This window comes from Actinomadura formosensis NBRC 14204 (genome assembly GCF_001552155.1).
GTDB classification, from domain to species: domain Bacteria; phylum Actinomycetota; class Actinomycetes; order Streptosporangiales; family Streptosporangiaceae; genus Spirillospora; species Spirillospora formosensis.
Genome location: NZ_BCQQ01000009.1, coordinates 16,227 through 42,266 on the forward strand (window position 1 = coordinate 16,227; position 26,040 = coordinate 42,266).

27 protein-coding genes are annotated in these 26,040 nt (G+C 74.0%); 10 read left to right on the forward strand and 17 right to left on the reverse strand.

Going from position 1 to position 26,040, the window contains the following annotated elements:
- Window positions 1–165 precede the first annotated feature (165 nt).
- On the reverse strand, window positions 166–1,809 hold the full coding sequence (locus AF1_RS03685) for a serine/threonine-protein kinase (RefSeq protein ID WP_242608642.1): 1,644 nt from the start codon (window positions 1,807–1,809) through the stop codon (window positions 166–168).
- Between the two features lie 112 nt (window positions 1,810–1,921).
- On the reverse strand, window positions 1,922–3,127 hold the full coding sequence (locus tag AF1_RS03690; protein WP_067793567.1) for an NAD(P)/FAD-dependent oxidoreductase: 1,206 nt from the start codon (window positions 3,125–3,127) through the stop codon (window positions 1,922–1,924).
- A 259-nt stretch (window positions 3,128–3,386) separates the two neighbouring features.
- Here AF1_RS03690 and AF1_RS03695 point away from each other — a divergent pair, with 259 nt between their 5' ends.
- The gene (locus tag AF1_RS03695) at window positions 3,387–4,271 is read left to right on the forward strand and encodes an ABC transporter ATP-binding protein (RefSeq protein ID WP_242608643.1); all 885 of its coding nucleotides are present in this window, start codon (window positions 3,387–3,389) and stop codon (window positions 4,269–4,271) included.
- Complete coding sequence (locus AF1_RS03700; RefSeq protein WP_067793568.1) at window positions 4,268–5,914, forward strand: hypothetical protein; 1,647 nt, start codon at window positions 4,268–4,270, stop codon at window positions 5,912–5,914. The genes AF1_RS03695 and AF1_RS03700 overlap by 4 nt, the downstream gene beginning before the upstream one ends.
- 12 nt (window positions 5,915–5,926) lie before the next feature.
- Here the strand turns inward: AF1_RS03700 and AF1_RS03705 are convergent, their stop codons facing one another.
- The gene (locus AF1_RS03705) at window positions 5,927–8,338 is read right to left on the reverse strand and encodes a glycoside hydrolase family 65 protein (RefSeq protein ID WP_067793569.1); all 2,412 of its coding nucleotides are present in this window, start codon (window positions 8,336–8,338) and stop codon (window positions 5,927–5,929) included.
- Between the two features lie 183 nt (window positions 8,339–8,521).
- Between AF1_RS03705 and AF1_RS03710 the strand changes: the two genes are divergently transcribed.
- Window positions 8,522–9,409 (forward strand): universal stress protein, encoded by an 888-nt coding sequence (locus AF1_RS03710; RefSeq protein WP_084262428.1) that lies wholly within the window; start codon window positions 8,522–8,524, stop codon window positions 9,407–9,409.
- A gap of 124 nt (window positions 9,410–9,533) precedes the next feature.
- Entirely contained in the window at window positions 9,534–10,379 is an 846-nt protein-coding gene (locus AF1_RS03715; protein WP_084262429.1) for a universal stress protein, read from the forward strand.
- Between the two features lie 73 nt (window positions 10,380–10,452).
- Here the strand turns inward: AF1_RS03715 and AF1_RS03720 are convergent, their stop codons facing one another.
- Window positions 10,453–10,848, reverse strand: a complete 396-nt coding sequence (locus AF1_RS03720; protein ID WP_067793572.1) for an STAS domain-containing protein — start codon at window positions 10,846–10,848, stop codon at window positions 10,453–10,455.
- Between the two features lie 151 nt (window positions 10,849–10,999).
- Entirely contained in the window at window positions 11,000–12,142 is a 1,143-nt protein-coding gene (locus tag AF1_RS03725; protein WP_067793573.1) for a site-2 protease family protein, read from the reverse strand.
- A gap of 224 nt (window positions 12,143–12,366) precedes the next feature.
- Between AF1_RS03725 and AF1_RS03730 the strand changes: the two genes are divergently transcribed.
- Window positions 12,367–12,618, forward strand: a complete 252-nt coding sequence (locus AF1_RS03730; RefSeq protein ID WP_067793574.1) for a DUF1876 domain-containing protein — start codon at window positions 12,367–12,369, stop codon at window positions 12,616–12,618.
- 46 nt (window positions 12,619–12,664) lie between these two features.
- On the opposite strand, the gene mftF is transcribed toward AF1_RS03730, so the two are convergent.
- The 6 genes from mftF to mftA form a co-directional block, all read right to left on the reverse strand.
- A complete protein-coding gene (mftF, locus tag AF1_RS03735; protein WP_067793575.1) occupies window positions 12,665–14,107 on the reverse strand; it encodes a mycofactocin biosynthesis glycosyltransferase MftF in 1,443 nt (480 codons plus the stop codon).
- Complete coding sequence (gene mftE / locus AF1_RS03740) at window positions 14,104–14,814, reverse strand: mycofactocin biosynthesis peptidyl-dipeptidase MftE (RefSeq protein WP_067793576.1); 711 nt, start codon at window positions 14,812–14,814, stop codon at window positions 14,104–14,106. The genes mftF and mftE overlap by 4 nt, the downstream gene beginning before the upstream one ends.
- A 1-nt stretch (window position 14,815) precedes the next feature.
- Entirely contained in the window at window positions 14,816–16,018 is a 1,203-nt protein-coding gene (gene mftD / locus AF1_RS03745) for a pre-mycofactocin synthase MftD (RefSeq protein WP_067793577.1), read from the reverse strand.
- Between the two features lie 69 nt (window positions 16,019–16,087).
- On the reverse strand, window positions 16,088–17,317 hold the full coding sequence (gene mftC / locus AF1_RS03750) for a mycofactocin radical SAM maturase (RefSeq protein WP_067793578.1): 1,230 nt from the start codon (window positions 17,315–17,317) through the stop codon (window positions 16,088–16,090).
- 2 nt (window positions 17,318–17,319) lie between these two features.
- Complete coding sequence (gene mftB / locus AF1_RS03755) at window positions 17,320–17,595, reverse strand: mycofactocin biosynthesis chaperone MftB (RefSeq protein ID WP_067793579.1); 276 nt, start codon at window positions 17,593–17,595, stop codon at window positions 17,320–17,322.
- 9 nt (window positions 17,596–17,604) lie between these two features.
- Window positions 17,605–17,733: a mycofactocin precursor MftA gene (mftA, locus tag AF1_RS34090; RefSeq protein ID WP_131732745.1), complete on the reverse strand. Its 129-nt coding sequence runs from the start codon at window positions 17,731–17,733 to the stop codon at window positions 17,605–17,607.
- A 117-nt stretch (window positions 17,734–17,850) separates the two neighbouring features.
- On the opposite strand from mftA, the gene mftG reads away from it, so the two are divergent.
- On the forward strand, window positions 17,851–19,392 hold the full coding sequence (gene mftG / locus AF1_RS03760; protein WP_067793580.1) for a mycofactocin dehydrogenase MftG: 1,542 nt from the start codon (window positions 17,851–17,853) through the stop codon (window positions 19,390–19,392).
- Here mftG and AF1_RS03765 read toward each other — a convergent pair.
- On the reverse strand, window positions 19,389–20,093 hold the full coding sequence (locus AF1_RS03765) for a hemerythrin domain-containing protein (protein WP_067793581.1): 705 nt from the start codon (window positions 20,091–20,093) through the stop codon (window positions 19,389–19,391). The two genes, mftG and AF1_RS03765, sit on opposite strands and share 4 nt — an antisense overlap.
- 151 nt (window positions 20,094–20,244) lie before the next feature.
- On the opposite strand from AF1_RS03765, the gene AF1_RS03770 reads away from it, so the two are divergent.
- Window positions 20,245–21,351 carry a helix-turn-helix transcriptional regulator gene (locus AF1_RS03770; protein WP_084262418.1) on the forward strand — a complete coding sequence of 369 codons (1,107 nt, stop codon included), beginning with the start codon at window positions 20,245–20,247 and terminating at the stop codon, window positions 21,349–21,351.
- A 25-nt stretch (window positions 21,352–21,376) separates the two neighbouring features.
- On the opposite strand, the gene mftR is transcribed toward AF1_RS03770, so the two are convergent.
- Entirely contained in the window at window positions 21,377–22,003 is a 627-nt protein-coding gene (gene mftR / locus AF1_RS03775) for a mycofactocin system transcriptional regulator (protein ID WP_242608890.1), read from the reverse strand.
- Window positions 22,004–22,125: 122 nt separating this feature from the next.
- Here mftR and AF1_RS03780 point away from each other — a divergent pair, with 122 nt between their 5' ends.
- The gene (locus tag AF1_RS03780) at window positions 22,126–22,650 is read left to right on the forward strand and encodes a DUF488 domain-containing protein (protein WP_207394096.1); all 525 of its coding nucleotides are present in this window, start codon (window positions 22,126–22,128) and stop codon (window positions 22,648–22,650) included.
- Window positions 22,651–22,729: 79 nt separating this feature from the next.
- Here AF1_RS03780 and AF1_RS03785 read toward each other — a convergent pair whose 3' ends face one another.
- From AF1_RS03785 to AF1_RS03795, 3 genes are all read right to left on the reverse strand, one after another.
- Window positions 22,730–23,158, reverse strand: coding sequence for a cold-shock protein (locus AF1_RS03785; protein WP_242608889.1), 429 nt, complete (start codon window positions 23,156–23,158; stop codon window positions 22,730–22,732).
- A 209-nt stretch (window positions 23,159–23,367) separates the two neighbouring features.
- Window positions 23,368–23,742, reverse strand: a complete 375-nt coding sequence (locus AF1_RS03790) for a metal-sulfur cluster assembly factor (protein ID WP_217999800.1) — start codon at window positions 23,740–23,742, stop codon at window positions 23,368–23,370.
- A complete protein-coding gene (locus AF1_RS03795) occupies window positions 23,739–24,485 on the reverse strand; it encodes a helix-turn-helix transcriptional regulator (RefSeq protein WP_067793585.1) in 747 nt (248 codons plus the stop codon). Before AF1_RS03795 ends, AF1_RS03790 begins: the two co-directional genes overlap by 4 nt.
- A gap of 66 nt (window positions 24,486–24,551) precedes the next feature.
- On the opposite strand from AF1_RS03795, the gene AF1_RS03800 reads away from it, so the two are divergent.
- On the forward strand, window positions 24,552–25,025 hold the full coding sequence (locus AF1_RS03800) for a hemerythrin domain-containing protein (protein WP_067793586.1): 474 nt from the start codon (window positions 24,552–24,554) through the stop codon (window positions 25,023–25,025).
- Between the two features lie 47 nt (window positions 25,026–25,072).
- On the opposite strand, the gene AF1_RS35730 is transcribed toward AF1_RS03800, so the two are convergent.
- Window positions 25,073–25,570 carry a DUF2249 domain-containing protein gene (locus AF1_RS35730; protein WP_207394095.1) on the reverse strand — a complete coding sequence of 166 codons (498 nt, stop codon included), beginning with the start codon at window positions 25,568–25,570 and terminating at the stop codon, window positions 25,073–25,075.
- Between the two features lie 88 nt (window positions 25,571–25,658).
- Here AF1_RS35730 and fdxA point away from each other — a divergent pair, with 88 nt between their 5' ends.
- Complete coding sequence (gene fdxA, locus AF1_RS03810) at window positions 25,659–26,000, forward strand: ferredoxin (protein WP_067793587.1); 342 nt, start codon at window positions 25,659–25,661, stop codon at window positions 25,998–26,000.
- Window positions 26,001–26,040 lie beyond the last annotated feature (40 nt).

A 26,040-nucleotide genomic window follows, 5' to 3' on the forward strand; every position in this document is an offset into this window, starting at 1 on the left:
CTGTAGACCTGCGTTGTGCGCGCCGCGGCGGCACGACGACCCCCGGACGATGTTCAACCCTTCCGTCTACCGGCCCGTAGCGCCATGTCGCAGACATCGCACGCTGAGCGGCTCCAGTTGTGGGAAACCTGCAAAGCCGCGCGGAGCCGGAAGTCGGGGGGCGCGTCAGGAATCGGACGGGACGGTGCTGATGACCTGGCCCTTGGTGTTGGCGGCGAGATAGCCGCCGCCGTAGTCGTCGGTGAGGTAGACCAACATGGTCGGCCGGCCGCCGTTGAAGGTCCAGGAGGCCCTCACGATGATGTACCTGAGGGTCGGCTTGGGCACTTTGAGGGTGCGGTCGGCGCGGCGCATCAGCGCCGGCAGAACGTCCCAGTTGAAGGCGCCGAGGTCGACTTTGGCGTCGCCGGTGGTGATGGCGATGCTGGGGCCGCTGCGTACGGCCGCGTCCGCGCCCTTCCGGTAGGTGTAGTTGTCGAAGGCGGCGCGGCGCCGGGGCACGGGAGCGTCGGCGGACGCGTGGTCCTCGTACACCGTGAACTGGGCGAATTTCTTGCTGCCCGACGCCTCCTCGAACTTTTTGATCACGTCGCGGATGGCGGCGGGGGTCAGCAGGGTCGTGACCTGCGAGGTGCCGCCGCCGTTCCTGCCGCCGCCGTTCGCGCCGGATCCGGTACGGACGCCGGTGGGGGCGCCGGTGGGGGCGGCGCCGGGAGGGGTGCCGGCGCCGCCCGTCCGCCCGGCGCCGCCGGAGACCTTGGGGAGGACGACGACGAGGGCCGCCAGCAGAACCGCGACCGCGCCGACCGCGCCGGCGGCGATCAGGACCGGGCTCAGGCCGGATCGGTGTGACCGCTTCAGCGCGGGCTCGGTCGTCCGCATCGGGAACGGGGCCGGGGCGGTCCCGGGGCCGGGCATCGCCGCGAAGGCCGGGGGCGGCGGGGGTGGCGGGACCGGGGTGGAGGCGGGGACGGCGCCCGGGTCGGCGGCCTGGGCGAGCATATGGTCGAGCTGTTCGGGGGCGGGGCGGGCGGCGGGTTCGCGTGCCAGGAGCGCCTGCAGGACGGGTGCCAGGGGGCCGGCGTGGCCGGCCGGCGGGATCGGGGCCGTCATGACGGCGGCCAGTGTCGCGGCCGTGGTGGGACGGCGGAGCGGATGGCGGCCTTCCACCGCCGTGTACAGCAGCATGCCGAGCGACCACAGGTCCGAGGCGGGGTCGCCTTCGTGGCCGTGCAGCCGTTCGGGCGCGATGTACTCCGGGGAGCCGACCAGCCCGCCGGTCTGGGTGAGCCGGGGGGTCTCCTCCAGGACCGCGATGCCGAAGTCGGTGAGGACGGGCGTCCCGTCCGTGCGCAGCAGGACGTTGGCGGGCTTGACGTCGCGGTGGCAGATGCCGGCCTCGTGCGCCGCGCGCAGCGCCGCCAGCAGCCCGCGCCCCAGCGCGGCGGCCTCGGCGGGCGGCAGCGGCCCGTGCGCCAGCCGCTCCTGGAGGGACTGCCCGCGGACGAGTTCCATCACCAGCCACGGGTGCGGCATCTCGGGGGAGTCCACGATGTGGTGGATGGTCACCACGTTGGGGTGGTGGAGGCGGGCGAGGGCGCGGGCCTCGCGCATCACCCGCTCGCGCAGCATCTGCGCGACGTCCGGGTCCAGTTCGGAGGTGTCGGTGCCGGCGAGCCGCACCTCCTTCAACGCGACCTCGCGTTCCAGGGCGAGGTCGAACGCGCGCCAGACCGCGCCCATCCCGCCGCTGCCGAGCCGTCCGCGCAGTTCGAAACGGCCGTCGATCACCTGTTGCCCAGACGTCACGGCGGACAGCCTAAGCCCACCCCCTCCACAAAGGCGTATGAATCTCCTGGAGCCGGCCTTCACGGCACGCGGTGGAGTGATCCAGCGCGTGCCGTGCGGCGGCGGGGCCGGGTCAGGGCAGGCGGACGTAGCCGTTGCGGGCCTTCCAGAGGAAGTACTTCTCGAAGGCGAGCTTGGCGGCGTGGGCCTGCGGGCCGGGGATGAGGATGCCCCCCTTGCGCGGCGGCAGCAGGTGGTCGGCGAGGATCATGACGCCGTTGTTGCCGGCGTCCATGACGCAGACCGCCGGGATGTCGCCGAAGCTCTTGTGGCGTGTCTGCTCCTCGCCGCGGATCCGGGCGGCGATGTTGTCGGCGGCGACCCGGGCCTGGACCTCGGTGGGGAACCCGGTCTTGGGCACGCCGAGCGGGACCGCCGTGGTCCACGGGACGGCCACGGCGGCGGCGATGCCGACGGCGTAGATGTCGGGGTACGCGGTCGACTGGTAGGTGTCGTGCACCGGGACGAAGCCCTTGGCGTCGGCGAGGCCGGGGGTGGCGGCGACGACCTCCTGGCCGAGGAACGGCGGGATGATCACCGCGTAGGCGAAGTCGAGCTTGCCGCCGTCGTCCAGCAGGAGCCGGCCGGCGGACGCCTCGTCCAGCGCCGTCCCGGTGATCGCCTGGATGCCCTCCTTCTTGAGGAACATCTTCAGGAGCCGTTCGCCGCCGGGGAGCCCGCCCATCCCGAAGTGGCCGAGGAACGGCTCGGCGGTCACGTAGGTGAGCGGAACCCGCTTTTTCAGCCCGGCCTTCTTGAGCTGGTAGGCGGTGTTGAACAGGAATTCGTAGGCGGCGCCGAAGCAGCCGGTTCCCTGGGTGGCGCCGACGACGACCGGGCCGGGGTCGTCCAGGAAGCGGCGCCATCCCTCGCCGGCCTCCTCGGCGTCGGGCAGCGTGGTGATGGTGTGGACGCCGTTGGCGGGCTCAAGGCCGGGCAGGACGGCCATGTTGTTGCGGTAGCCGGTGGCGACCACCAGGTAGTCGTAGCCGTAGGTGCCCGCCGTCGTGGTCACCTGCTTGGCGGCGGGATCGATCGCCGTGGCCTCACCGTGCACGAACTCGACGCCGTGCGCGTCGAAGGTCGGCGCGAGCGGGAAGGTGATGTCGCGTTCGGTGCGCTTGCCGAACGGCACCCAGATGAGCGAGGGATTGAACAGGAACCGGTCGGACGCCGACACCACGGTCACATCGACGTCCTCGTCGAGGGCGTGCTTGACGCTGATCGCGGCGGTCAGGCCACCGAAATTGCCACCGAGAACGAGCACCTTTGCCCGCATAGCACTCACCTTCTTCAGGAGAAGCCCTTGATCCCAGGCTTGTGCCGCGCGTCCGGCGCCAGTACGTGCAAAGGTCCCCTTCCGGCAGGGACGTTCGGTCCTCCCGGCGACCTGAGGGAACCGGGCCGCGATGCACGCGGAGAAGGCGGTCGCGATGCCGGGCCATCTGCCGAAGGGCGGATGTCCGGGGGACTTTCGGCCCGCTGACACGCGCTGATCAGGTGTCTAGCGTCGGTGGCGGATGGCGAGGAGGTGCGCCGTGGCCGGATCGGCGATACGGACCGAGGGACTGACGAAACGTTTCGGGCAGGTGGTCGCGGTGGACGGCCTGGACCTGGACGTGCGCCAGGGGGAGATCTTCGGCTTCCTGGGCCCGAACGGCGCCGGGAAATCGACGACGATCCGGCTGCTGCTCGGCCTCGTCCGGCCGACGGCCGGGAAGGCGTGGGTCATGGGCGTGCCCGCCGGGGACGTCGAACGCTCCCACCGGCATGTCGGGTACGTGGCCGGGGACGTGGCGGTGTGGCCGCAGCTGACCGGGCTGGAGACGCTGACGTATCTGGGGCATCTGTCCGGACACGTGGACGTGCCGTTCCGGGACGAGCTGATCGAGCGGCTGCGGTTCGACCCCGGCCTGCGGGCGCGCTCCTACTCCAAGGGCAACCGGCAGAAACTCGCGCTGATCGCCGCGCTGATGACCCGCCCGGACGTCCTGCTGCTGGACGAGCCGACGTCCGGGCTCGACCCGCTGATGGAGGCCGAGTTCCAGGCGCTGGCGAGGGAGGCCGCCGGCCGCGGGCAGACGGTGTTCCTGTCGTCCCACATCCTCGACGAGGCCCAGGACGTCTGCCACCGGGTCGCGATCCTGCGGGCGGGACGGCTGGCCGAGGTCGCCGAGCTGGAGGAGCTGCGCGGGCTGGGCGGCACGGTGCTGGAGGCGATCGCGGACGGCCCCCTTCCCGATCTCGCCGGGGTGCCCGGGGTGACGGGCGTGGAAGCCGTCGACGGCGGCGTGCGCGTGTCGATCACCGGCTCGCCGTCCCCCGCGCTGGCCCGGCTGAGCACGGTGCCGCTGGTCCGGCTCCGCAGCCACGAGCCGACGCTGGAAGAGATCTTCCTGAGCTACTACGAGGCGGAGAAATGACCAGGACCGTGCCGGTGCGCGAGGTCACCGCGTACCCGAGGCGGGAACGGCGCCATTGGGCGGACGCCCAGGTCGCGCGGCTGACCGCCCGCCTGATCCGGCGCGGCGTGAGCTGGCTCGCGCTGGCCCTCGCCGGCTACCTCGTGATCGAAGTCCTCACCTATGAGCGGACATATCCCGACATGGCGTCGCGGATGAAGCTCGTGACGCTGTCGGACGATCCGGCCATGCGGATGCTGCAGGGCGTCCCGCACGCGGTCGAGACGTCCGGCGGCTTCGTCGTCTGGGACGCCGGCTGGATCCTGGCCGCGATCGTCGGCATCTGGGCGATGCTGGTGGCGGGGCGCCTGCTGCGCGGGGAGGAGGAGTCCGGCCGCGCCGAACTCGTGCTGGTCGCGCCGGTGCGCCCGGCCCGGGTCGTGCTGGTGCAACTGGCCGTGCTGGCGGGCGCCGTGGCCGTGCTGGGCGCCGCCGTCGCCGTGCCGCTGGCGGTGCTGGGGACGGGTGTCGCGGGCTCGGTGCTGTTCGGGCTCGGGCTCGCCGGCCTCGCCGCGACGTTCGCCGCGGTCGCGGCCGTGATCGCGCAGCTGCTGCAGGTGCGGCGGCGGGTGACGGCGGCGTCCTCGGCCGTGTTCGGGGTGCTGTTCCTGCTGCGGATGGCGGCCGACAGCGCCGGCTCGCGCGGCTGGCTGCGCTGGTTCACCCCGTTCGGCTGGCTGGAGGAGCTGCATCCCTACCGCGACCCGAGCCGGCCGGCGCTGGCGGTGTCGCTGACGGTGCCCGTCGTCCTCGGCGGGGTCGCCCTCGCGCTGCGGACCCGCCGCGACACCGGCGGCGCGCTGATCACCGAGGCGGACCACGCCCGGGCCCGGCTGCGGCTGCTCGGCGGCCCGGTGGCGTTCGCGTGGCGCGGCACCCGCGGGATGCTGGCCGGCTGGCTGCTCGGCATCGCCGGATACGCGTTCGTCATGGGCGCGCTGACCGCGACCGTGCTCGACTTCGCCGCCGACAATCCCGGCTACCAGCGGCTCCGCGAGTCGCTCGGGTGGGACGCCGCCGACCTCGCCAGGGGTTTCGTGGGGTTCATGGGCACTCTCATGGGCCTGCTGATCGCCCTGTACACGTGCTGGCGGATCGGCGCGGCCCGGGCCGAGGAGGCCGCGGGGCGGCTGGACCACGTCCTGGTCCGGCCCGTCACGCGGCGCCGCTGGCTGGGCGGTCACGTCCTGCTGACACTGGCCTCGGCGGTGCTGCTCGCGCTGGCCTCCGCGGTCGCGATGTGGGCCGGTGCCGCCATGACGGACGCCGGGATCGGGCCGGCCGACACGCTCGCCGCGAACCTCAACCCGCTTCCGGTCGCGGCCCTGGCCATGGGCCTGGCGGTGCTGCTGTTCGGCGGGGCGCCCCGGCTGACCGTCCCCGCCTCGGTCGCGGCGACCGTCACCTGCTACCTGATCGAGATGATCGGGCCCGCGCTGAACTGGCCGGACCCGATCTTGAACCTGTCGCCGTTCCACCATCTCGCGAACGTCCCGGCGGAACCGTTCGCGGCCCCCGCCGCGGCCGTCATGGTCCTCGTGGCGGTGCTGCTCGGCATCGGCGGCTTCGTGCTCTTCGAGCGCCGGGACCTCACCGGCGACTGAACCGGCGGCCGGTCACCGCGGCGTCCGCCGGCCGTCCAGGAGAGGCGCCTCCCAGGACGTGCCGGGCTGGATCTCGATGTCCTCGGGGCCGTAGGAGACACGGATGGGGGAGGCCGCGCTGGGCCGCAGCGCCACGCGGACGAGGTCCTGCCGGCAGGTCAGGTCGATGCCCCAGTGGCCCCGGTAGCGCAGCCCGAGCCGCAGCTCACCGAGCGCGGCGGGCAGCCGCGGCTCCAGCCGGAGCGCGTTGCGGCGGGTGCTGATCCCGGCGTGGCAGCGCTGGACGAGATCGACGGTGCCGGCCATCGCGCCGAGGTGGACGCCCTCCCCGGTGGTGCCGCGCTGGGTGTCGATGATGTCGCTGAACAGCGACTCCAGGAAGATCCGCCACGCCTCGTCACCGTCGATGTGAGCCATGATCCAGGCGTGCACGAGTGAACTCAGCGTCGACCCGTCGCAGGTGCGCGGCAGGTAGTACTCGATCGTCCTGGCCGCCAGGTCCGGCCCGTGCTCGTAGCCGAGGTGCCGCAGGACGTCGTCGAGTTCGCCGGGGGAGAGCACGTAGAACAGCATGAGGACGTCGGCCTGCTTGGACGCCTGGTAGCGGTTGGGGGAGTCGCCCTCGGCCTCCAGGATCCGGTCCAGCCTGCGGATGTCGCCGTACCGCTCCCGGTAGCCGGCCCAGTCGAGCTCCGCCAGGTCGCCGTACCCCTCGAACTGGCTGATCACGTCGTCGTGGAACGGGACGTACATCTTGCGGGCCACGTCCTCGAACCGGGTGATCTCCTCGCGGGTCAGCGCGAGCCGCTCGCGCAGCTCCGTGCGGCGGTCCTCGGGCAGCAGGGCGAGCGCGTCCAGGGCGCGGCGCAGCAGCCAGGCCGTCAGGACGTTGGTGTAGGCGTTGTTGTCCAGGCCCGGCTCGTCCCGTCCCGGGTAGGCGTCGTGGTACTCGTCGGGGCCCATGACGCCGCGGATCGCGTACCGGTCGGTGGAGCGGTCGTAGCCGGCCAGGTCCGCGAAGAACCGCGCGACCTCCAGCATCATCTCGGCCCCGTACTCGGCGATGAACTCGACGTCGCCGGTCGCCTCGTAGAAACGCCAGACGTTGAGCCCGATCGTGAGCCCGACGTGCCGCTGCAGATGCGTGTGGTCGGGCAGCCACCGGCCCGACCGCGGGTTGAGGTGGACGCGCTGGGTCTCCTCGCGCCCGTCGGCCGCGCTCTGCCACGGGTACATCGCGCCGCGGTGCCCGTCCGCGGCCGCCGCGCGCCGCGCCGCGGGCAGCCGCCGCCACCGGTACAGCAGCAGCGCGCGGGCGATCTCGGGGAACCGCATGATGAGGAACGGCAGGATGAACAGCTCGTCCCAGAAGACGTGGCCGCGGTAGGCCTCCCCGTGCAGCCCGCGGGCGGGGATGCCGACGTCCAGGTCGACGATGTGCTCCGACACGGTCTGCAGCAGGTGGAAGATGTGCAGGTTGAGGATGCGCTGCACCTCGACGTGGTCGACGCTCAGCTGGCAGCGCTGCCACAGCCGGTTCCACGCCAGCGTGTGCCTTTCCAGCAGGGCGTCGAAGTCGCCCGCGCCGGTGACCGCGGCCAGCGCCGCCTCGCCGTGCTCCTCGATGGCGCGGTCGCGGGAGGTGAACACGGCGGCGATCTTCTCGACGGTGATGGGCGCGTTCTCCCGGACGCCGACGGTCAGGTCCTGCACGGCCCAGCCGTCCTCGGCGAGGCGGGTGTGCTCGGCCGGGACGGAGGTCCGGGTGCGGGACGCCACCGCGACGCCGATCTTCGAGGAGACCGTCGAGGCGCGCAGGAGCAGCAGTTCCGGATCGCTCTGCGGGGGCGGCTTCTCGCGGGTCAGGTGCGCGCCCGGCAGGTCTCGGTACCGCTCCACGCCCGCGTTGAGGACGCGCCCGTCCAGCGCCGAGCGGATCTGCAGCTCGCCGGACCAGTCCTCGGCGACGATCGTGGTCTCCAGGGCGGCCAGGTGCGGGTCGTGCATGGACACGATCCTGCGCTGCGCCATGCGGAACGTCCGTCCGGCCCGGTCGCGGACGCGCGCCAGGCGGGTCAGGACACCGCGCCGGAGATCGAGTTCCTGCTCGTAGGAGAGGAGCCGGCCCTCCCGGCGGGCGTCGTCCGGGTCGAACCACTCACCGCCGGCGGCGCGGAACGTCAGCGGAAGCCAGTTCGGCATGTTGACCAGGTCGGCGTTGTCGGCGTGCCGCCCGCCGACCTCGGTCGCCAGCCGGTCGTAGCAGCCCGCGATGTAGGTCCCCGGATAGTGGACGCCGTCGGCCGGCGACTCGGGAGCGGCCCCGCGGGTGGCGAGGTAACCGTTGCCGAGGGTGCAGAGCGCCTCCCGCAGGCCCTCCGCCTCGGGTTCGTAGCCATCGAAGGCCAGGATCCACCGGCTCATGGTGTCCCCTCAGACTGTCGTCGTCCCGGGTCCGGTCAGGTGAGGATTCCCGGCGCGGCCACGTTCTCACCGGCCGGGCGGTACCGGACGGCTTCGCGCCGGCGGGACCTTCGCCCCTCCATGAGCCGCCCCCGGCCGGTCGAGACTGGAATCGGGGCTGTGTTCAGGGAGGGGGGCCGGTCGATGATCGCACTGACACGGACCCGGCGGTCGACCATCCTCCTCGGCTACGACGGGACCGAGGAGAACGACCCGGCGCTGCGCTGGGCCGTCGGGGAGGCCCGGTTGCGCGGGCTCGATCTGGTGATGTGCCACTGCTGGCACTGGCCGTACCCGGCCGACCATGTGGACGAGAGCGTCCAGGAGATCCTTCGGCGGGCGGGGGAGAACCTCCTGCGCGAGGGCGTGCGCCGGGCACGCGACCTCGGGGCGAGGGGCGTGGTGCGCACGGTGCTGAGGCAGGAACCCGTCTGCGAGACGCTGGTGCACGAGTCCCGCGACGCGGAGCTGATCGTGGTCGGCTCGCACGAGCGGCACCGGCTGCCCCCCGGGTCGACGGCGGTGCGGCTCCCGGCGCGGACGCACCGGCCGGTGATCGCCGTCCGGGGGACGGGCGGGCCGCGCGGGCTCGTGGTCGCCGGAGTGGACGGCTCGTCCGGCGCGGACGCGGCGCTCGGCTTCGCCATCGAGGAGGCCGCGCTGCGCGGATGGGACCTGCGCGTGGTCTACGGGGCCTGGGAGCCCGGCGCCGTCCCCGACTGGGAACTGCCCCTGTTCACCGACACCGACAGGCTGCTGCGCACGCGGGCGGCGATGCTGGAGGAGGTCGTCGCCCTCTGGCGGGAGCGCCATCCGAAGGTCTATGTGCGGACGTCGCTGCTGCTGGAGCGGCCCCGCGAAGCACTGCTGGGCGCCGCCGCCGACGCCGATCTGCTGGTGGTCGGCGACCGCGGTACGGGCACGCTGGAGCCGCTGCTGCTGGGCGCGACCAGTTCGGCGATGCTCCACCACGCCCCCTGCACGGTCGCGATCGTCCCGCCGTCCTGGCAGCCCGCCGAAAACGCCGGCTGACCGGCGCGGGGACGTTGGTCCCCGTGGTCGTGGTCCGAACGGACCTAGGGCGCCGGGCGGGGCGGGGGTTGAGTGGGGGTGAGACGGCGGGGTGCCCCTCAGCCATCTGCAGGAGGAGGACGTCATGAGCGACGTGGTCGTGGGATACGACGGGACCAGCGAGAGCGAGCGGGCGCTGCGGTGGGCGGTGGAGGAGGCCCGGCTGCGGCGGGTGCCGCTGACGGTCTGCCACGCCTGGCGCTGGCCCTACCCGATCAGCTACATCGACTACGAGGGTGTGGCCATCGTCCGCCGGATGGGCGAGCACCTCCTCGACCACGGTGTCACCCTGGCCCGGGAGGCCGTGCCCGAGGTGACGGTGCGCAAGCGGCTCAAGGACGGCAGCGCCGCCCCCGCCCTGCTCGCCGAGACGGGCGACGCCGACGTCATCGTGGTCGGCTCGCACGCCCCCGACGAGATGCCGGTGGGCTCGACCGCGCTGCGCGTCCCGGCCCGGGCCGAGCGTCCGGTCGTGGTGGTGCGCCAGGCCGCGACCCGGGACGGGCTGGTGGTCGTCGGCGTGGACGGGTCGGCCGGCGCGGACGCGGCGCTGGCGTTCGCCTTCGAGGAAGCGGCGCTGCGCGGCTGGCGGCTGCGCGCGGTGTACGGCTGCTGGGAGCCCGGCGCCGCCCCCGGCGGCGACCTGTCGCTGTTCGGCGATGAGGACAAGCTGCGCCGGGTGTGCGGCGCGGTCCTGGAGCGCGCGGTCGCGCCGTGGCGGGTGAAGTACCCCTATGTCCAGGCCACCACCGCCCTGGTCCTCAAACCCCCGCGTGAGGCGCTGCTGGAGGCCGCGCAGGAGGCCACCCTCATGGTGACCGGCGCCCGCGGCGCCGGCACGGTGGGGGCCCTCACGCTGGGCGCCACCAGCGACGCGCTGCTCAAGCACGCCCCGGGCACCGTCGCGATCGTCCCCCGGCGCGCCGGCTGACGAGCACGCGGACAGAGAACCGGGCCAGGCCGACGTACTCGGCCTGGCCCGGTTCTGTCGACGGGGTGGCGGGTCAGCGGCAGCGACGGACCGTGGGGCGTGTGCCCCGCCGCCGGAAGGGCATGCGGGGGAGGGGGAAGCGCCGGTCGAGGCCGGTGATCCGCAGGATGCGCGCGAGCTGGGGCCGGGCGCCGGTCAGCGTGACGGCGCCGCCGCGGCTGCGGGCCAGCTCGTCGGCGGCGATGATCGCCGCCAGGCCGCGCGCGTCGCAGAAGGTCAGGGCGGACACGTCGAGCACCACGTCCGGGGTTCGCTCGTCGATCAGCCGGGCCAGCTCGACACCGAACTCGGCGGCCGTGGCGATGTCCAGTTCGCCGGTCACCACGGCGCGCGTCGGACCACCCTCCTCGGCGGTGTTCGCCGTGGTGAGCCGTACGGTCGTGTCCGGCCAACTGGTGCAGTCGCCCATATCGGTTCCCTCCCAGGCCTTCCGGTCCCCTCAAGGCTCCGCCAAAGCCCGGCCCGAGAATAGGGACGATGGTCCCGCTGGAAACCCGCCAAAGTCCGTTAAAGTGCGCCAAAGTCTATCAAAATCTGTCCACGTCCGCGGGCGGTCCGGCTCACGCCGTCCGGACCGGGCTGCCGACCCGGAGCCGGCTGCGCCGCAGCACCCGCTGGACGTCCTCGGTGGTGACGATCCCGAGCAGTTGCCGGTCGGACACGACGACCGCGATGAGGCCGCCCACGACCGGTGCCATCTGCAGGAGCGCGGCCACGGGCGCGCCCGGGCCGACGACCCGGTCCGGCTCCAGCGGGACGCTGATGCCGCCGAGCGTGGCACCGCCGTCCCGGCGCGGGGCGACGGCGAGCCGGTCCACCGCGACGGCGCCGACCGGGACACCGGACACGTCCAGGACGGGGAAGACCGACTGGCGGGACCGCAGGGCCACGTCCTCGATGAACACGCCGACGGGCTGCCACGTCCAGCCGTGGTCCGGGTCGGGCGTCATGATGTCGGCGACGTGCAGGCCCTCGGCGGCCTCGCGCAGATCCGTCCAGCGTTCCTCGGCGCGGGCCGCGTTGGAGATGAACCATCCCACCAGCGCCAGCCACAGCCCGTTGAACCAGCTCACCAGCACCATGATCAGCAGCCCGGCGGCGATCATGGTGCGGCCGAGCACGAGCCCGGCGCGGCCGGCGGCGTGGGTCGCGCTCGCGCGATCACCGCGCCTGCGCCACAGCAGCGCGTGCAGGACGCGCCCGCCGTCCAGCGGCGCACCCGGCAGCAGGTTGAACAGCGCGATGAGCGCGTTGCTCGCCGTGAGCCAGCCCAGCGCGGCGGTCATGACGGCGGGGGCACCGGCCGCGGCCCCGGCCGTCCAGGCCCCGGCGAACACGGCGGCCGCCGCCGCGCTGGTCAGCGGGCCGACGCCGGCGATGCGCAGCTCCGCGCGGGCGTCGGGCGGCTCGTCCTGGAGTTCGGCGACGCCGCCCAGCATCCACAGCGTGATCGAGCCGACCCGCACGCCGTACCGGCGGGCGACGAGCGCGTGCGCCAGCTCGTGCGCGGCCAGCGAGAGGAGGAAGAGCACCGCGGCCGCCGCGGCCATCGCCCAGCGCGCGCCGGCGGACGCCGCCGGATCGGCCGCCGGCAGGACCGACCGGGCGAGGATCTCGGTGATCAGCACCATGATCACCAGGACCGACCAGTGCATTCCGACCGGGATGCCGCGGATCGTCCCGAACTTGAACGTCTGCTTCATGGCAACCTCCTGCCGCCACTACCAGGCTTACGCGGTGACCGGCCGGACCGGCAGGGCCGAAGTGCCCTTCCCGCCGGGTCTTTGGCCCCGCCGGGCCGCTAGCCCCGCAGAGCTTCGTTGTCGCAGGTCGTTGGGCCTTTTGAGGTTGGGACCTCCGCCCCTGGACCGCGGCTCGCCCGCCTTCCGACGATGGAGGTGAACGCACTGAGCGAAGGGGGCTCGCCATGAAGACCAAGCAGTGGAGCGTGGAAATCTACATCAGCGAGGACGGCACCGACACTCTGGCACGCGCGGTGCTGTTCAGCGGAAGCGAGGAGAGGACCCTCGGCTACGGGCGGGCACGCCGCAACCCGATCGACCGCGAGGTTCCGGAGATCGGTGACGAGCTGGCCGTGGGCCGCGCGCTCGCGGACCTGGCCGACCGGCTGCTCGGGGTCGCGAGCGAGGACATCGCCCAGCTCGCGGGCCCGGCGTGACCGCCGGGCGGGGCGGTGCGGCCGGGTCGGCGGGCCCGGCCGGCGCTCAGCCGCGCCCGGACCGGAGCGTTCGCGGGAACCGCACGTCCGGGCGCAGCGCGGCGGCCGAGCGGGCGCGGACCGACGCGGCGGTCACCCCCGACCCGTAGGCGATGTCCTCGGCGAGCCGCAGGACGGTGTAGCGGACGGGATCGACGGTGCGTCCCCGCCTCGCCCATTCCAGCGCGAGGGGCGCGAGCATCGCGGTGGCGGCGGCACGGGCCGGGCGGCTGCGCGGGGCGGCGGCCAGGGCGAGCAGCCCGGCGGGCCACCATTCGCGGCGCAGCGCGTGCCCGAGGCCGGCGGCGTCGGCGGCGACGCTCCTGACGGTGATCGTGGCGGCCAGCCCCTTCCCGGCCGGCAGCCACGCGAAACGCCTGGCCAGCAGGGCGGCGGCGGCCCCCGCGCACGCGATGGCCGCGCCCGGCCGTCCCCCGGTGAGCAGGCCGAGCACGGCGAGGCTCCACGGCGACGGGCGGGCGGGGGCCAGCCGGCCGGGATGCCGCCGGGCCAGATCGGCGGCGGACGTCCCGTACTCGTGCCGCCGCCGCGCCCACGCGACCGGGTGCAGCCGCGAGGTGTGCTCGACGTGCGCACGCGGCTCATAGCGGACGTTCCACCCGAGGTCGCCCAGTCGCCAGACGAAGTCGACGTCCTCACCGAGCCGCATGTTCTCCTCGAAGGCGCTCCCCTCCGCCCCCGCCACGGCCGCCACCCGGATCAGCAGGGTCGCCGCGGGGACGAAACCGAGCCGCCCGCCCGGCCGCACCAGCGCGGGCCGGGCGCCCATGTCGAGGGCGGACCGGACCGCCTCATAGCGCGCCAGCAGCCGGGTGCCGCCGCCGGCCGGCACGATCCGCGGGGCGACGGCGGCGACGCGGGGGTCGTCGAAGTGCGGCATGAGGACGTCCAGCCAGCCGTCCCGGGGACGGCAGTCGGAGTCCACGAACGCGACGAACGGGGTCCCGGCCAGCCGCAGTCCCGTGTTGCGCGCGGCGGCCGGACCCCGGTTGCGGGGGTGCCGCACCAGGCGGGCGCCGTGCGCGGCGGCGGCCCGGCGCAGCGGACCCGGGTCGGGGGACGCGTCGTCCACGACGATCACGGGCACGTCCCCGACGGCGGCCAGGCACCGCTCCAGCTCGCCGGGCCGCCCGAACGCCGGGATCACGACCGTGACGCCATGCGGGCCGGCGCGCGGTGCGAGGACCGGATGGGCGAAGCCGTGGTCGAGGAGCCGGCGGGCCAGCGCCCGCCCGGTGGGGGAGCGGCCGGCCAGGCCGGGCGCACCCGCCCGGCGCAGTTCCGCCAGGTACGGGCGGGCGGCGTCGGCGAACCGCACCACCTTCCAGGGGGTGCCGCCGGCGGCGGCCCGCCCGTCCGACCAGAAGGACGTCCCCCGGTCCAGGGCGATGCGGAAGCCCGGCGGAAGCGGGAACGCCGGGCCGGTCACGATCCGCCGCCGATCCGGCGCACGACGGACGCCGCCATCGCCTCCAGGATCTCCCGGCCCCGCTCCGCCGAGGCCCCGGCCGGGTCGCCGAGGACACCGGACGGGGACACCGCGCGGACGCCGCGGGCGACCAGGTCGGGCATGAGCGCGGCGAGCGGCCGGGTCTCGCCGGTCACTCCGTCGTGGGGGCGGACGAGATCCGGAGCCAGATGCAGCATGACGGAGGTCTCGGTGAACCCGGCATGCGCGTCACCGCCGGGGACACCGCACCCCACCCAGGCGACGTCGTGCCCCTCGGCGCGCATCCGGCCGACGACGGCGTCCAGCGTGCGGACGTTCCCGCCGTGCCCGTTGACCAGCACGACTCGCCCGGCCCAGAGTGCCAGCGAGCGGACCGTCTCGACGAGCACGGCGTGCAGTGCCTCGTGCCCGATCGAGATCGTGCCGGGAAAACCGGCGTGCTCGCCGCTGGCGCCGTAGGGCAGCGCCGGGGCCACGACCACCGGGCCCGCCCCCGCGCTCAGTGCCCCCGCGCTCAGTGCTTTCGCCGCCCGGTCGGCCACGGCCTGGGCGATCAGCGTGTCGGTGGACAGCGGAAGGTGCGGCCCGTGCTGCTCGGTCGACCCGGTCGGCAGCAGGACCAGCGGCGCCGCCCCGACGTCCGGCCAGGCGGCGCCCCCCAGATCCCGGCCCCCGGCACCGGTCACCTCAGCCCGCCGGCCCGGCGGGGTCCGTCCCGCCGCCCAGCGTCAGGCAGAAGCCGGGCGGGACGCAGAGGTCGTCGCGGCACAGCTCGTGGACGCTGGAGCGCCCCAGCCCGAGAACGGCCGAGTCGAGGCCGCCGCGCAGGATGTCCAGCACGTTCTCCACCCCTGCCTGCCCATTGGCGGCGAGCCCCCACAGGTAGGCGCGGCCGATGAGCACGGCGCGGGCACCGAGCGCGAGCGCCTTGGCGACGTCCCCGCCGCGCCGCACGCCGCCGTCCAGCAGGACCTCGACCTGGTCACCGACCGCGTCGGCGATGGACGGCAGCACCTGGATGGTCGCGGGGGTGGTGTCGAGGTTGTTGCCGCCGTGGTTGGACACCGACAGCGCCGTGACGCCGGCGTCGACGGCCCGCCTGGCGTCGTCCACCCGCGTGACGCCCTTGAGCATGAACGGCCCGCCCCACTGCTCACGCAGCCACTTCACGTCGTCCCAGGTGGGCGGCGGGGTCTGCAGCCACTCGCCGTAGGCGCCGAAGAAGGTCGGCGCCGGGCCGGCCGGCGGCGTGAGGTTGGGCGTGGTGAGGTCGGGGAGGCGGCCGGTCCTGGCGAACCGCCACAGCCATCCGGGATGGGGCAGGACGCCGGGCGCCAGCTTCGCCATCGTCCTGAGGTCGATCTTCTCCGGGATCTGGGGGCTGCCCCAGTCCCGGCCGTTGGCGAACGACCAGTCGAGCGTGGCGATCAGCCCCTTCGCCCCGGCCTTCCGCGCCCGGTCCATGCGCTGGAGCATCGTGTCGCGGTCGCCGCTCCAGTACATCTGGAAGAAGACGCTCGGGTTGGCTTCGGCGACCTCCTCCACCGGCCTGCTCGCGAACGAGCTGAGACCCATGATGACGCCCCGGTTCGCGGCGGCCCGGGCGACGGCCACCTCACCCTCCGGGTGAACGGCCTGCACGCCGGTGGGGGAGATGAGGACGGGAAAGGACGTCTCCACGCCCATCACGGTCGTGGACAGGTCGCGCTGCGCCTTGTGCCCGGCGACGCGGGGCGCGAAGCCGAGTTCGCCGAAGGCCGCGATGTTGTCGCCGACCGTCCGGCCGCGCTCGGAGCCCGCGAGCAGCGCCCCGTACACCATGTACGGCAGCCGCCGCTTGGCCCGGCGCTGGGCCTCGGCCACGGTTTCGAACCACGGGTTCTTGAACATCTCGGTGTCTCCCGGAAGGAAGGGCCGCCCGCACGGGGCGGGTGCGCGCGGATCGGGCGGCGGGCGGTCTCAGGGCAGCCGCAGCCCGGCCAGCGGGTTCTCCTCGCAGGCGCTCACCGGCGGACGGTCCAGGTCCGCGCGGCGCGTCAGCTTCACCGGCACCGGGCCGCGCCGGGGCGGTGCGGCCCGGCGCGAGTGGTCGGCACGCGGCCTGGGGAGGCCGGAGCGGTCCGCGGAACGTCCGGCCAGCAGCGCCTCCCCGTGCCCCTGGACGCACTCGGGGTCGGGTCCGTCCAGCGGCAGGCCGGTGAAGAACTTGGCCGCCATGCAGCCGCCCTTGCACGAGTCGTGGAAACCGCAGGCCGCGCACGCGCCGCCCGTCTGCGGCTCGCGCAGCCCCCGGAACAGCTCCGACTCCCGCCAGACGCCCGTGAAACCGCCCGGTTCCCGGACGTTCCCGGCGAGGAACTCGTCGTGGATCGCGAAGGGGCAGGCGTACACGTCGCCGACCGGGTCGATGAGGCAGACCACCCGCCCGGCACCGCACAGGTTGAGGCCCGGCAGCGCCTCGCCGTAGGCCGACAGGTGGAAGAAGGAGTCGCCGGTCAGCACCCGGTCGCCGTGGGCCAGCAGCCAGTCGTACAGTTCGCGCTGCTGGCCGGGGGCGGGGTGCAGCTCGTCCCACACGTCGGCGCCGCGGCCGGACGGGCGCAGCCGCGTCAGCCGCAGTTGCGCGCCGTGCTCGTCGGCGATCGCCTTGAAGGCGTCCAGCTGCGGGATGTTGTGCCGGGTGCACACCACCGACAGCTTGAAGCCCCGCACACCGGCGTCGGCGAGATGACGCATGGCGCGCGCGGCCGTGTCGTACGAGCCGGGGCCGCGCAGCGCGTCATTGACCTCGGCGGTCGCGCCGTCCAGGGAGACCTGGACGTCCACGTAGTCGTTGGCGGCCAGCCGCCGGGCGGCCTCCGGGGTGATCCGGACGCCGTTGGTGGAGAACTTGACGCCCACGTGGTGGGCGGTCGCGTAGTCGAGCAGCTCCCAGAAGTCGGGGCGGACCGTCGGCTCGCCGCCGCCGATGTTGACGTAGAAGACCTGCATGGCCTCCAGTTCGTCGATGACGGCCTTGGCCTCCGCCGTGCTCAGCTCGCGGGGGTCGCGCCGCCCCGAGCTGGACAGGCAGTGGTCACAGGACAGGTTGCAGGCGTAGGTCAGCTCCCACGTCAGGCAGATCGGCGCGTCGAGCCCGTACTCGAACAGGTCGGCCAGCCGGGTCGCCGCCGGGGTTCCCGCGGTCATGGTCAAGGCGTCCTTTCCACGAGCATCGAGGACCGGGCGAGGGCGCCGAGCGCCGCGCCGTACCGGGGCAGGTCGGACACCGGGACGCCGGCCCGCGCGCAGGCGTCCCGGGCGGTGGGCGCGTCCCGCAGGTTCCGCACGACGTCCAGCAGCCGGCGGTCCTTGAGGAACGACAGCCTGCGGGTCCCGAAGTGGTAGAGCAGCGCGCCGAACGGTTCCGGCCGCACCGAGACCCGCGGGTGCAGGTCCCAGGCGCGGTCGATGTCGATTCCGGGCATGGCGGCGGCCTAGTAGACGCCGCACATGCCGTCGATCGAGACCTCCTCGATCAGGGAGTCGGCGGCGTCCTCGGCGATGTCCTCGGCGTGGTCCCTGGTCTGGGCGGTGGCCTGGGTCTCGGATGGGGTGGCGTCCATGCCGTCCTCCTGCGTTCGCGTATTCGGCCGCGCCCCGCCCGCGGGGAGGGTGTTGCGGCCGTGCGGCCTGCCCGGATACTAAATGCATCGAGTGCCAAAAAGGAAGGGGGCACCGCCGTGGCCAAGCCCGGTGCGCGGCGTCCCGATGTCCTGGTGGTCGGTGCGGGCGCCGCGGGCGCCGCCCTGGCGGCCCGGCTCAGCGAGGACCCCGGCTGCGAAGTCCTCCTGGTGGAGGCGGGGTCCGTGCCGGGGAACGCCGCGGGCTTCCCCGCCGACCTGCTCGACGCGCGCCTCGTCCCCGGCGCGCAGCCGGGGCACCCCGCCGCCTGGACGTACCCGGTGCGGCTCATGCCGGGCGTGCCGTACCGGGCGGCGCGGGGCCGCTTCCTCGGCGGCTCGACCACGATCAACGGCGGCTACTTCGTCCGGGCGCGGCGCGCGGACTTCGCCCGCTGGTCGGCCGCCGCCGGCGACCCCGGCTGGTCGTACGAGCGGGTGCTGCCGTTCCTGCGCCGGCTGGAGACCGACCTCGACCATGGGGCCGGGCCGCTGCACGGCGGCGACGGCCCGGTTCCCGTCCGCCGCACCGGCCTCGGGCATCCCGCCGCCGCCGCGTTCCAGGCCGCCGCCCGGGAACTCGGGTATCCGGAGGACCCCGACAAGAACGCCCAGGACCCGCCCGGATTCGGCCCCGTTCCGTCCAACACGGTCGGCGGCCGGCGGATCAACACCGGGATCGCCTACCTGCTGGGTGCCGCCGCCGGCCGCCCCAACCTCACCGTGCTGGGGAACCGCCCGGCGCGGTCGGTGCTCGTCCGCCGGGGACGGGCGACCGGGGTCGTCGCCGGCCACGGCGGCCGGTGGACGGTCCTGGAAGCGGGAGAGGTCGTCCTGTCGGCCGGCTCCCTCGCCACACCGCACCTGCTGCACGTGTCCGGGATCGGGCCCGCGGCGGATCTCGAACGCGCCGGTATCCGCGCCGTCCACGACCTTCCGGCCGTCGGGGCCAGGCTCAGCGACCACCCGAGCGTCGCCGTCGAATGGGCGCCCGTCCGGCCGCTGGACGAGCCGTCCGGGTCCTGGCTCGGCGGAGTCCTGCATCTGGCCTCGCAGGGCGGTGACGAGGCGGGCGACCTGGAGATCCTGCAGTCCCTCGTGCCGCTCGCGGGCCTGCGGGACGCGAGGACCTCCGTGCCCGGTGCGCCCCTGGCCTTCCTCGTGTCCGTCCAGACGCCCGCGGCGGGCGGAGCACTGCGCACGATCTCACCCGACCCGGAGGTCCCGCCCGAGATCGACTACGGCTATCTGCGGACCGGGGACGACCGGCGCCGGATGCGCGAAGCGGTCCGGGCGACGGCGGCCGTGGCGTCCACCCAAGCCTTCGCCGAGGTGAGCGGCGGCCTGGTGGACAGGCCGCCGCTGGACGACGACCGCCTCCTCGACCGGTGGATACGCGCCCGCATCGGGACCTCCCAGCACACCTGCGGCACCGTGCCGATGGGGCCGGACGCCGCGGTCGACGCGAGCGGAAGGGTGCACGGCCTGACCGGCCTGCGCGTCGCCGACACCTCGATCCTGCCGGCCGCGCCGCTGCGCGGCCCGGCCGCCGCGGCCGTCCTCGTCGGCGAACTCATCGCCGACGCCTGCCGCCGCGGCTAGCGGGTCCAGGCGGCGGAGCCGGCCTGCGCGGCGGCACCGGCGGCCCGGCGCAGCGAGTTCGCCGCCGCGGCGGGCAGCACCCGGTCACCGATGGCCAGTACCCCCGCCACGACCTGGGGCGGAGCCGTCCGCGCCATCCCGGCGACCAGCCCTTCCCGGGTGGGCCGGTCCAGCGCCGGCAGCATCAGCTCCAGGGTGGTGGCGGTGATCTCCGGCGGGGTGGCGGCCATGAACGCCGCCCGGGCGGCGCCGATCTCGGCGTCGTCGCAGTGCGCCCAGATCCGCGGCATGATCATCGTCTCCTCCTCGTGCAGGTGCGGGAGGTAGGCGGTGGTGAAGCGGGCCAGATCCCGGTAGATGCCGAGGCCGGTGACCGCGTCGGGGGCCGCCAGCGCGGCCTCGAACCGCCCGGCGAGGTCGTCGAGCAGGTCGTCGAGGTCCCGGTGCTGCTCCTCGGTCGGCTCGGCGGAGCCGGGCTCGTACGGGTCCAGCAGCCGCAGGATGTGTCGGTCCTCGTGCTCGGTGTGGCTGCGCAGCAGCGCCAGCAGCCGCCGCCACCGCTCCCCGAGCCCGGCGACCTCGGCGGCGTCGTTCCAGTCGGTGGCGCCGGCCTGGACGGTGACCGCGAACAGCCCGCTGCGGAGCGCCTTGTGGATGTGGGTGAACAGGTCGTCGCGGCCCTCGGGGCGCTCGTCGTCCATAACGGTTCGTCTTCTCCTGTCGTGTCCTGCCGTGCGCCGGGCCCCGGGCGGGCTCGGCGGCCGTCACGAACGTAGGGCCGAGGGCGCTGACCTGCGTATCCCAAGATTCTGGGGGTGGCGGCCCGGGGCGCCGGCCGCGATGCTGGAGGGCATGGAGCTCCTCGACCGGATCCACCGGCTGGCCGCGCGCGGTGACGATCTGACCCGGGTGCGCGCCGAGGTCGACCGCCTGCTGCGGCACGCGGTCGGATACGACATCGCGGCCGTCTCCACGGTCGACCCGGCGACGCTGCTGTGGACCAGCTGCTTCGTCAGCGGGCTGGACCCGGAGGGAGCGGCCGAGCGCGAGCGGGTCCTGTTCGGCCTGGAGTTCCAGGGCGGAGATCTCAACGGCTACGCCGAGCTGGCGGCGGCCGACGTGCCCGTCGCGAGCCTGCACCGCACCACCGGCGGTGACCTGTCCCGCGCCCGGCGCTACCGGCTCCTGCTGCGCGGGCTGGACATCATCGACGAGGCGCGGGTGATCCTGCGTTCGCGGGAGGGCTGCTGGGGCTCGCTCACCCTCTACCGGCGCGCGCCCGCGCCGCCGTTCACCGAGGACGAGCTGGCGCTGCTGGCGGGGGTCTCCACGCCGATCGCCGACCTGTTCCGGCTCACGCTGCTGCGCGCCGCGCTGGCCGTCCCCGACGCGCTCGACCACCCGCCGGGCATGCTGCTGGTGACCGGATCGGGCGAGGTCGAGGTCAGCAGTGCCGACGCGCGGGCCTGGCTGGAGGCCATCGACGACCGGGGGCGGCTGCCGAGCGTGCTGCGGGCCGTGGCGGCCGCCGCCGCCTCCGGCGACGGCCTGGCCCGGGCGGCGCTGCCGGCCCGGGACGGGCGCTGGGTGGTGCTGCACGGCTCACCGGCGTCCGGCGGACCGGGACCCGGGGACCGCGTCGCGGTCATCATCGAGGGGGCCAGGCCCGCGGTGCTCAGCGAGGTGATCGCGGGCGCGTACGGGCTGACGCCCCGGGAACGGCAGATCACCGGGCTCGCCGCCCAGGGGCACAGCACCAGGCAGATGGCCACCGCCCTCGGCATCTCCCCGTTCACGGTGCAGGACCACCTCAAGGCGGTGTTCGCCAAGACCGGGGTGCGCAGCCGCGGCGAACTCGTCGCGGCGATCTATGCCCGGCACTACGCCCCCCGCTCGGCGGCGGGCACGGCACCGGGACCCTACGGCTGGTACCTCGACGACCACCTGACGGCCTCGTAGGGCCGTCCGGGCGGGACCCGGCCGTCTAGGACGCGTTCTCCAGCGTCTCCGCCAGCCCGGCCCCCACCTGCCGGATCGTCTCGTTCAGCAGGTCGGGCAGCGCCACGTCCGGGCTGGACAGCCACTGCTCGTAGGCGGTGACCGCCGCGGACAGCAGGACGTTGCCGGCCAGCCGGACCGGCGTCGCCGTCGCCGGCAGCCCGGTGCGCCGGGCCACGAACTCCTCGATGATGTCGCGCCAGGCCGTGTAGCGCAGCGTCGAGTCGGCCTGCAGGGTCGGCACGGTCAGGATGAGCTCCATCCGCTGCCGGTGCCAGGGGACCTCTTCCGGGTCGAACCGGTTGAACTCCACCACGGCCGCGCGCACCGCCTCCAGGATCGGCGTGCGCGGATCGGCCCCGGCCAGCAGGGTGCGCAGCTTCCGCAACTGCCGGTCGAAGTCCCCCCACACCAGGTCGTTCTTGGACGCGAAGTAGCGGAACAGCGTCCGCCGCCCGATGCCCGCCGCCGCCGCGATGTCGTCCACCGTGGTCTTGTCGAACCCCTGCCGGGCGAACAACTCGAAGGCCAGCCGCTCCAAGGCGTCCCGCGAGGTCACGCGGGGCCGGCCCATGACCTGCCGCGCACCGGGCTCCGCACTGGACGACGTCACGGGCACAAGGCTCCCACGCGCGCGGCCCCGCCCAGGGATCTTGACGGTCGTACGGCGTCTCCGCAACGGCCGAAGGAGCGCATGCGGGTGTTCCGCCGTCCCTGCCGGGAAGCCTGGACGATGTGGAGCCGCTGCTGACGTTCGGGCACGGCACCGCGGGGCGCGAGGAGCTGACCCGTCTCCTGCGCGACGCGGGGGTGTGCTCCGTGGTGGACGTGCGCACCGCGCCCGGCAGCCGCCGCAACCCGGACGTGCATCGCACCGCCCTGCGGGAATGGCTGCCCGCCGCGGGGATCGGCTACCGGTGGGAGAAGCGCCTCGGCGGGTTCCGGCGGCCCGCGCCGGACGCACCCGACACCTTCTGGCGCAACGATTCCTTCCGCGGATACGCCGAATACACGCGCGACCCCGGTTTCCTGGCCGCCATGGACGACCTGCTCCGCGACGCCGCCGGCACCCGCACGGCCGTGATGTGCGGCGAGTCGCTCTGGTGGCGCTGCCACCGCCGCATCATCGCCGACTACGCGGTCCTGGCCCGCGGCAGACCCGTCCTGCACCTGGCCCACGACGGCCGCCTGACCGGCCACACCCCGACCTCCGGCGCCCGCCTCCGCGACGACGGCCTCCTCGTCTACGACGGCGGCTGACGCGATTCCGATTCACGGGCCGGTCAGTTCGGGATCTGCACGCCCTGCCCAATGGCACAGGGAGAAAAGGGCGGGGAGATCAGTCCTCGCTCCAGCCGTGCTTGCGGGCGAAGGTGAGCAGACCTTCGCGCAGTTTGATCAGGTGGGCTCCGGTCAGTTCCGGCACGGTTTCGAGGATCAGCTCGGTGAGTTCGATGCGCAGTTCCGTCTCGGTGAGGACGTCGCACAGGCCCTCGTCGTCCGCCGTGGAGGCCCGCCCGGGACCGGCGACGGAGGGGACGGAGCGGTCGCCGATGACGCTGACGTCGAACGCCTTCAGACCGCGCTCGCCGTCGATGAGCTCGTATTCGACGGACGTCCCCGTGGTGATCAGACTCTTGTCGTCGTTCAGGTCGTTCACATGAACGAAGACGTCGGGACCACCCTCGTCGGGCGTGATGAATCCATAACCGCGAACTTCGTCGAACCGCGCGATCCTGCCCACATGCACCACAACAACATCCTTCACCGAAAACGCCTCTGCACCATCGTCCGCCGAAATGCGCGGAAGTACCTCGACCGCGCCGTATCATCCCCGGCGGTCCGCTCCCAGGGTATCCAAGGAGCTCAGTGTTGTCGCGCGAACCGTGGGTCTGCTGAACCCCCCCAAAACCCAACGAATGGCGGTCAACGGCGGTCGGATCGGTAGGGGGTCAGGGCCGGTTCGCCGCGGAGCGGTCACCCGCGCCAGCCGAGGGCCTCCTTGGCGGCGTCGCTCATCATGTCCGGTTCCCAGACCGGCTCCCACACGATCTCGGTCTCGACGTCGTCGACGCCGGGCGCGCCCCACAGCGCGGCGCGGATCGTGTCCTCGAAATAGCCGCTGAGCGGGCACGCCGGGGTGGTCATGGTCATCCGGACCCGCGCCACCCCGTCGGTCACGCCGACGTCGTAGACGAGGCCGAGGTCGATGATGTTGACGCCGAGTTCCGGGTCCAGGACCTCGCGCAGCATCTCGCGGAGCAGGCTCGTGTCGGGGGCGTCCGCGAGCCATGCCGTCACCGGCAGGCCGGCCCGGTCGCCGGCGGGGTCTACGGTGCCGCGCTCGCTCACTGGTGTGCGTCCTTTCCGTCGGGGGGTGCGCCGGGGTCCGTCTCGATGCGGGCCCGGCAGGTGCGGGGCGCGGCGAACGGCTCCAGCCGGACGCTGCTCGCGGGCGTCCCGAGTTCCGCGAGAGCGCCCTGCATGAGCCCGAGGTGGACTCCGCAGGCCACGTCCGGGTGGTGCTCGGCGACCTCGCGGAACGGGCAGGCGTGCAGCGTGATGCCGCCGCCCGCGGGGTCCGGGGCGGGGGCGAAGCCGAGTTCGCCGAGCAGCTCGGTGAGCAGTTCGGCCGCCTGCTCCGGGCTGATCCGGGTGAAGGGCGGCGGCTTGCCGATCAGGTAGCCGCCCCAGACGCGGCCCGCCCGTCCGGCCGCGGCCGCCGGGTCGGGGCTGATGCCGGTGAGATGCCCGGCGAGGATGTCGGCGAGCAGCCGGTACCCCGACTCCGCCGCCTCGTCGGACGCGGGGTCGCCCGCCCCCGCCCGCGCCGTGTAGAGCTGCCGGGGCCGGCCGGGACGGTTCCGGCTCTCCGTGGTGCGGTCCGCCTGGCCGTCCGCGGTCAGCCGGTCGAGATGCCGCCGGACGGTGTTGGGGTGCAGGCCGACCCGGGCGGCCACCTCGGCCACCGAGAGCGGGGACTGCGCGGCCCGCAGGGTCTCCAGCACCGCGCTGCGGCTCACCCCGGACAGCATCGCGCGCCGGCGCCCGTCCGCACCGGCGCCGGCCGTCCGACGCGCCGGCTGGTTCCCCATATCATTAGTTTTTACAGGCGGTGTCATATAAAAACAAGGGATATCCGAATGAACAGGGGAGAGCGCATGGGGAGCGAGACGCTGTCCGCGGTGCTGGAGCGTGAACACCGGGAGATAGACGAGGGGATCGAGGTCTTCGCGGCCGGCCTGACGCAGGGCGGGCGGGACACCGCGCCGCTCAAGCGGGCGCTGGAGGGACTGCGCCGCCACATCTACCTCGAAGAGGAGTTCCTGTTCCCGCCGCTGCGGGAGGCGGGCCTGATGGCGCCGGTCTTCGTCATGCTCCGCGAGCACGGCGAGCTGTGGCGGACGATGGACCGGCTGGAGGCCGAGGCCGCCGAGGGGACGGGGGCCGATGAGGTGCGGCGCCTGTGCGACGAGCTGCTCGGCATGCTGGATCGGCACAACTCCAAGGAGGAGCCGATCCTCTACCCGCAGGCCGACGCGGTGCTGGCGCCCGAGGCGGCCGATCGGCTCCACCGGTTCATCGCCTCCGGCCGGACGCCCGACGGCTGGGTGTGCCAGGGCGTGCGGCCCTGATCCGCAGGACGGACGGGCGGCCCGGCGACCGGGCCGCCCGCCCCCCGCTAGGCGGCGGCGGTGCGGCCGATGCGGACCCGCCACGTCTCCGGCCCCTCCTCCAGGTAGTCCCAGGTGAACGCCCCCTCGTGCTCGGCGGCGAACTGGTAGTACAGCGGCTTCGGGTCGTGGTCGTTGATGAGCACGAAACCCTCGCCCGGGCTGAGCGACGTCCACGTCTCGAAGATCAGGGTGTGGCGGCGCGCGGGGGCCTCGGAGCGGACGTCGAGCGGACGGTCCTCGGCGGTCATGTCGGTCTCCTTCGGGGTGTCGTTCTGCCGGTCGTCGGGCAGGCGGGCCAGGTAGTGCATGACGCCGTTGAGGCGCTCGGCCTCCGCGGGACGCGCGTGGCGGAGCGCCACCCAGCCGTCGGCGGCCAGGCGGCTCGCGTCGCCGGGGTGGCCCGCCTGCCCCAGCGCGCGGACCGCGCGGGAGAGCAGGCGGGTCAGTGCCGCCACCGGATCCTGGTCCGTGGCGGGCGGATCGGCCGTGGTCGTCGGACCCACCTCCCTGGATTTATCCAAGCTCGGATTGTTTATACAGGGACAGTAGTGCAAAATAGGGGCCGTCACAACGTCGCTGAGGAGACCTGCCGTGACCTACGTGATCGCTGAGCCGTGCATCGATGTGCTGGACCGCGCCTGCGTCGACGAATGCCCGGTCGACTGCATCTATGAGGGCGAGCGCTCGCTGTACATCCATCCGGACGAGTGCGTCGACTGCGGTGCGTGCGAGCCGGTCTGCCCGGTGGAGGCGATCTACTACGAGGACGACCTGCCGGCGGCGCTGGAGCCGTACCGGGAGGACAACGCGCGGTTCTTCGCCGAGCCCCTGCCCGGCCGCGGCGAGCCGCTCGGCGCCCCCGGCGGCGCCACCAAACTCGGCGCGCTCGGCGTGGACACGCCTCTCGTCGCGTCCCACCCGAAACCCGAGTAGGCGGGCGGGCGGCGGCAACGGCTGCAAGCGGGCCTGAACC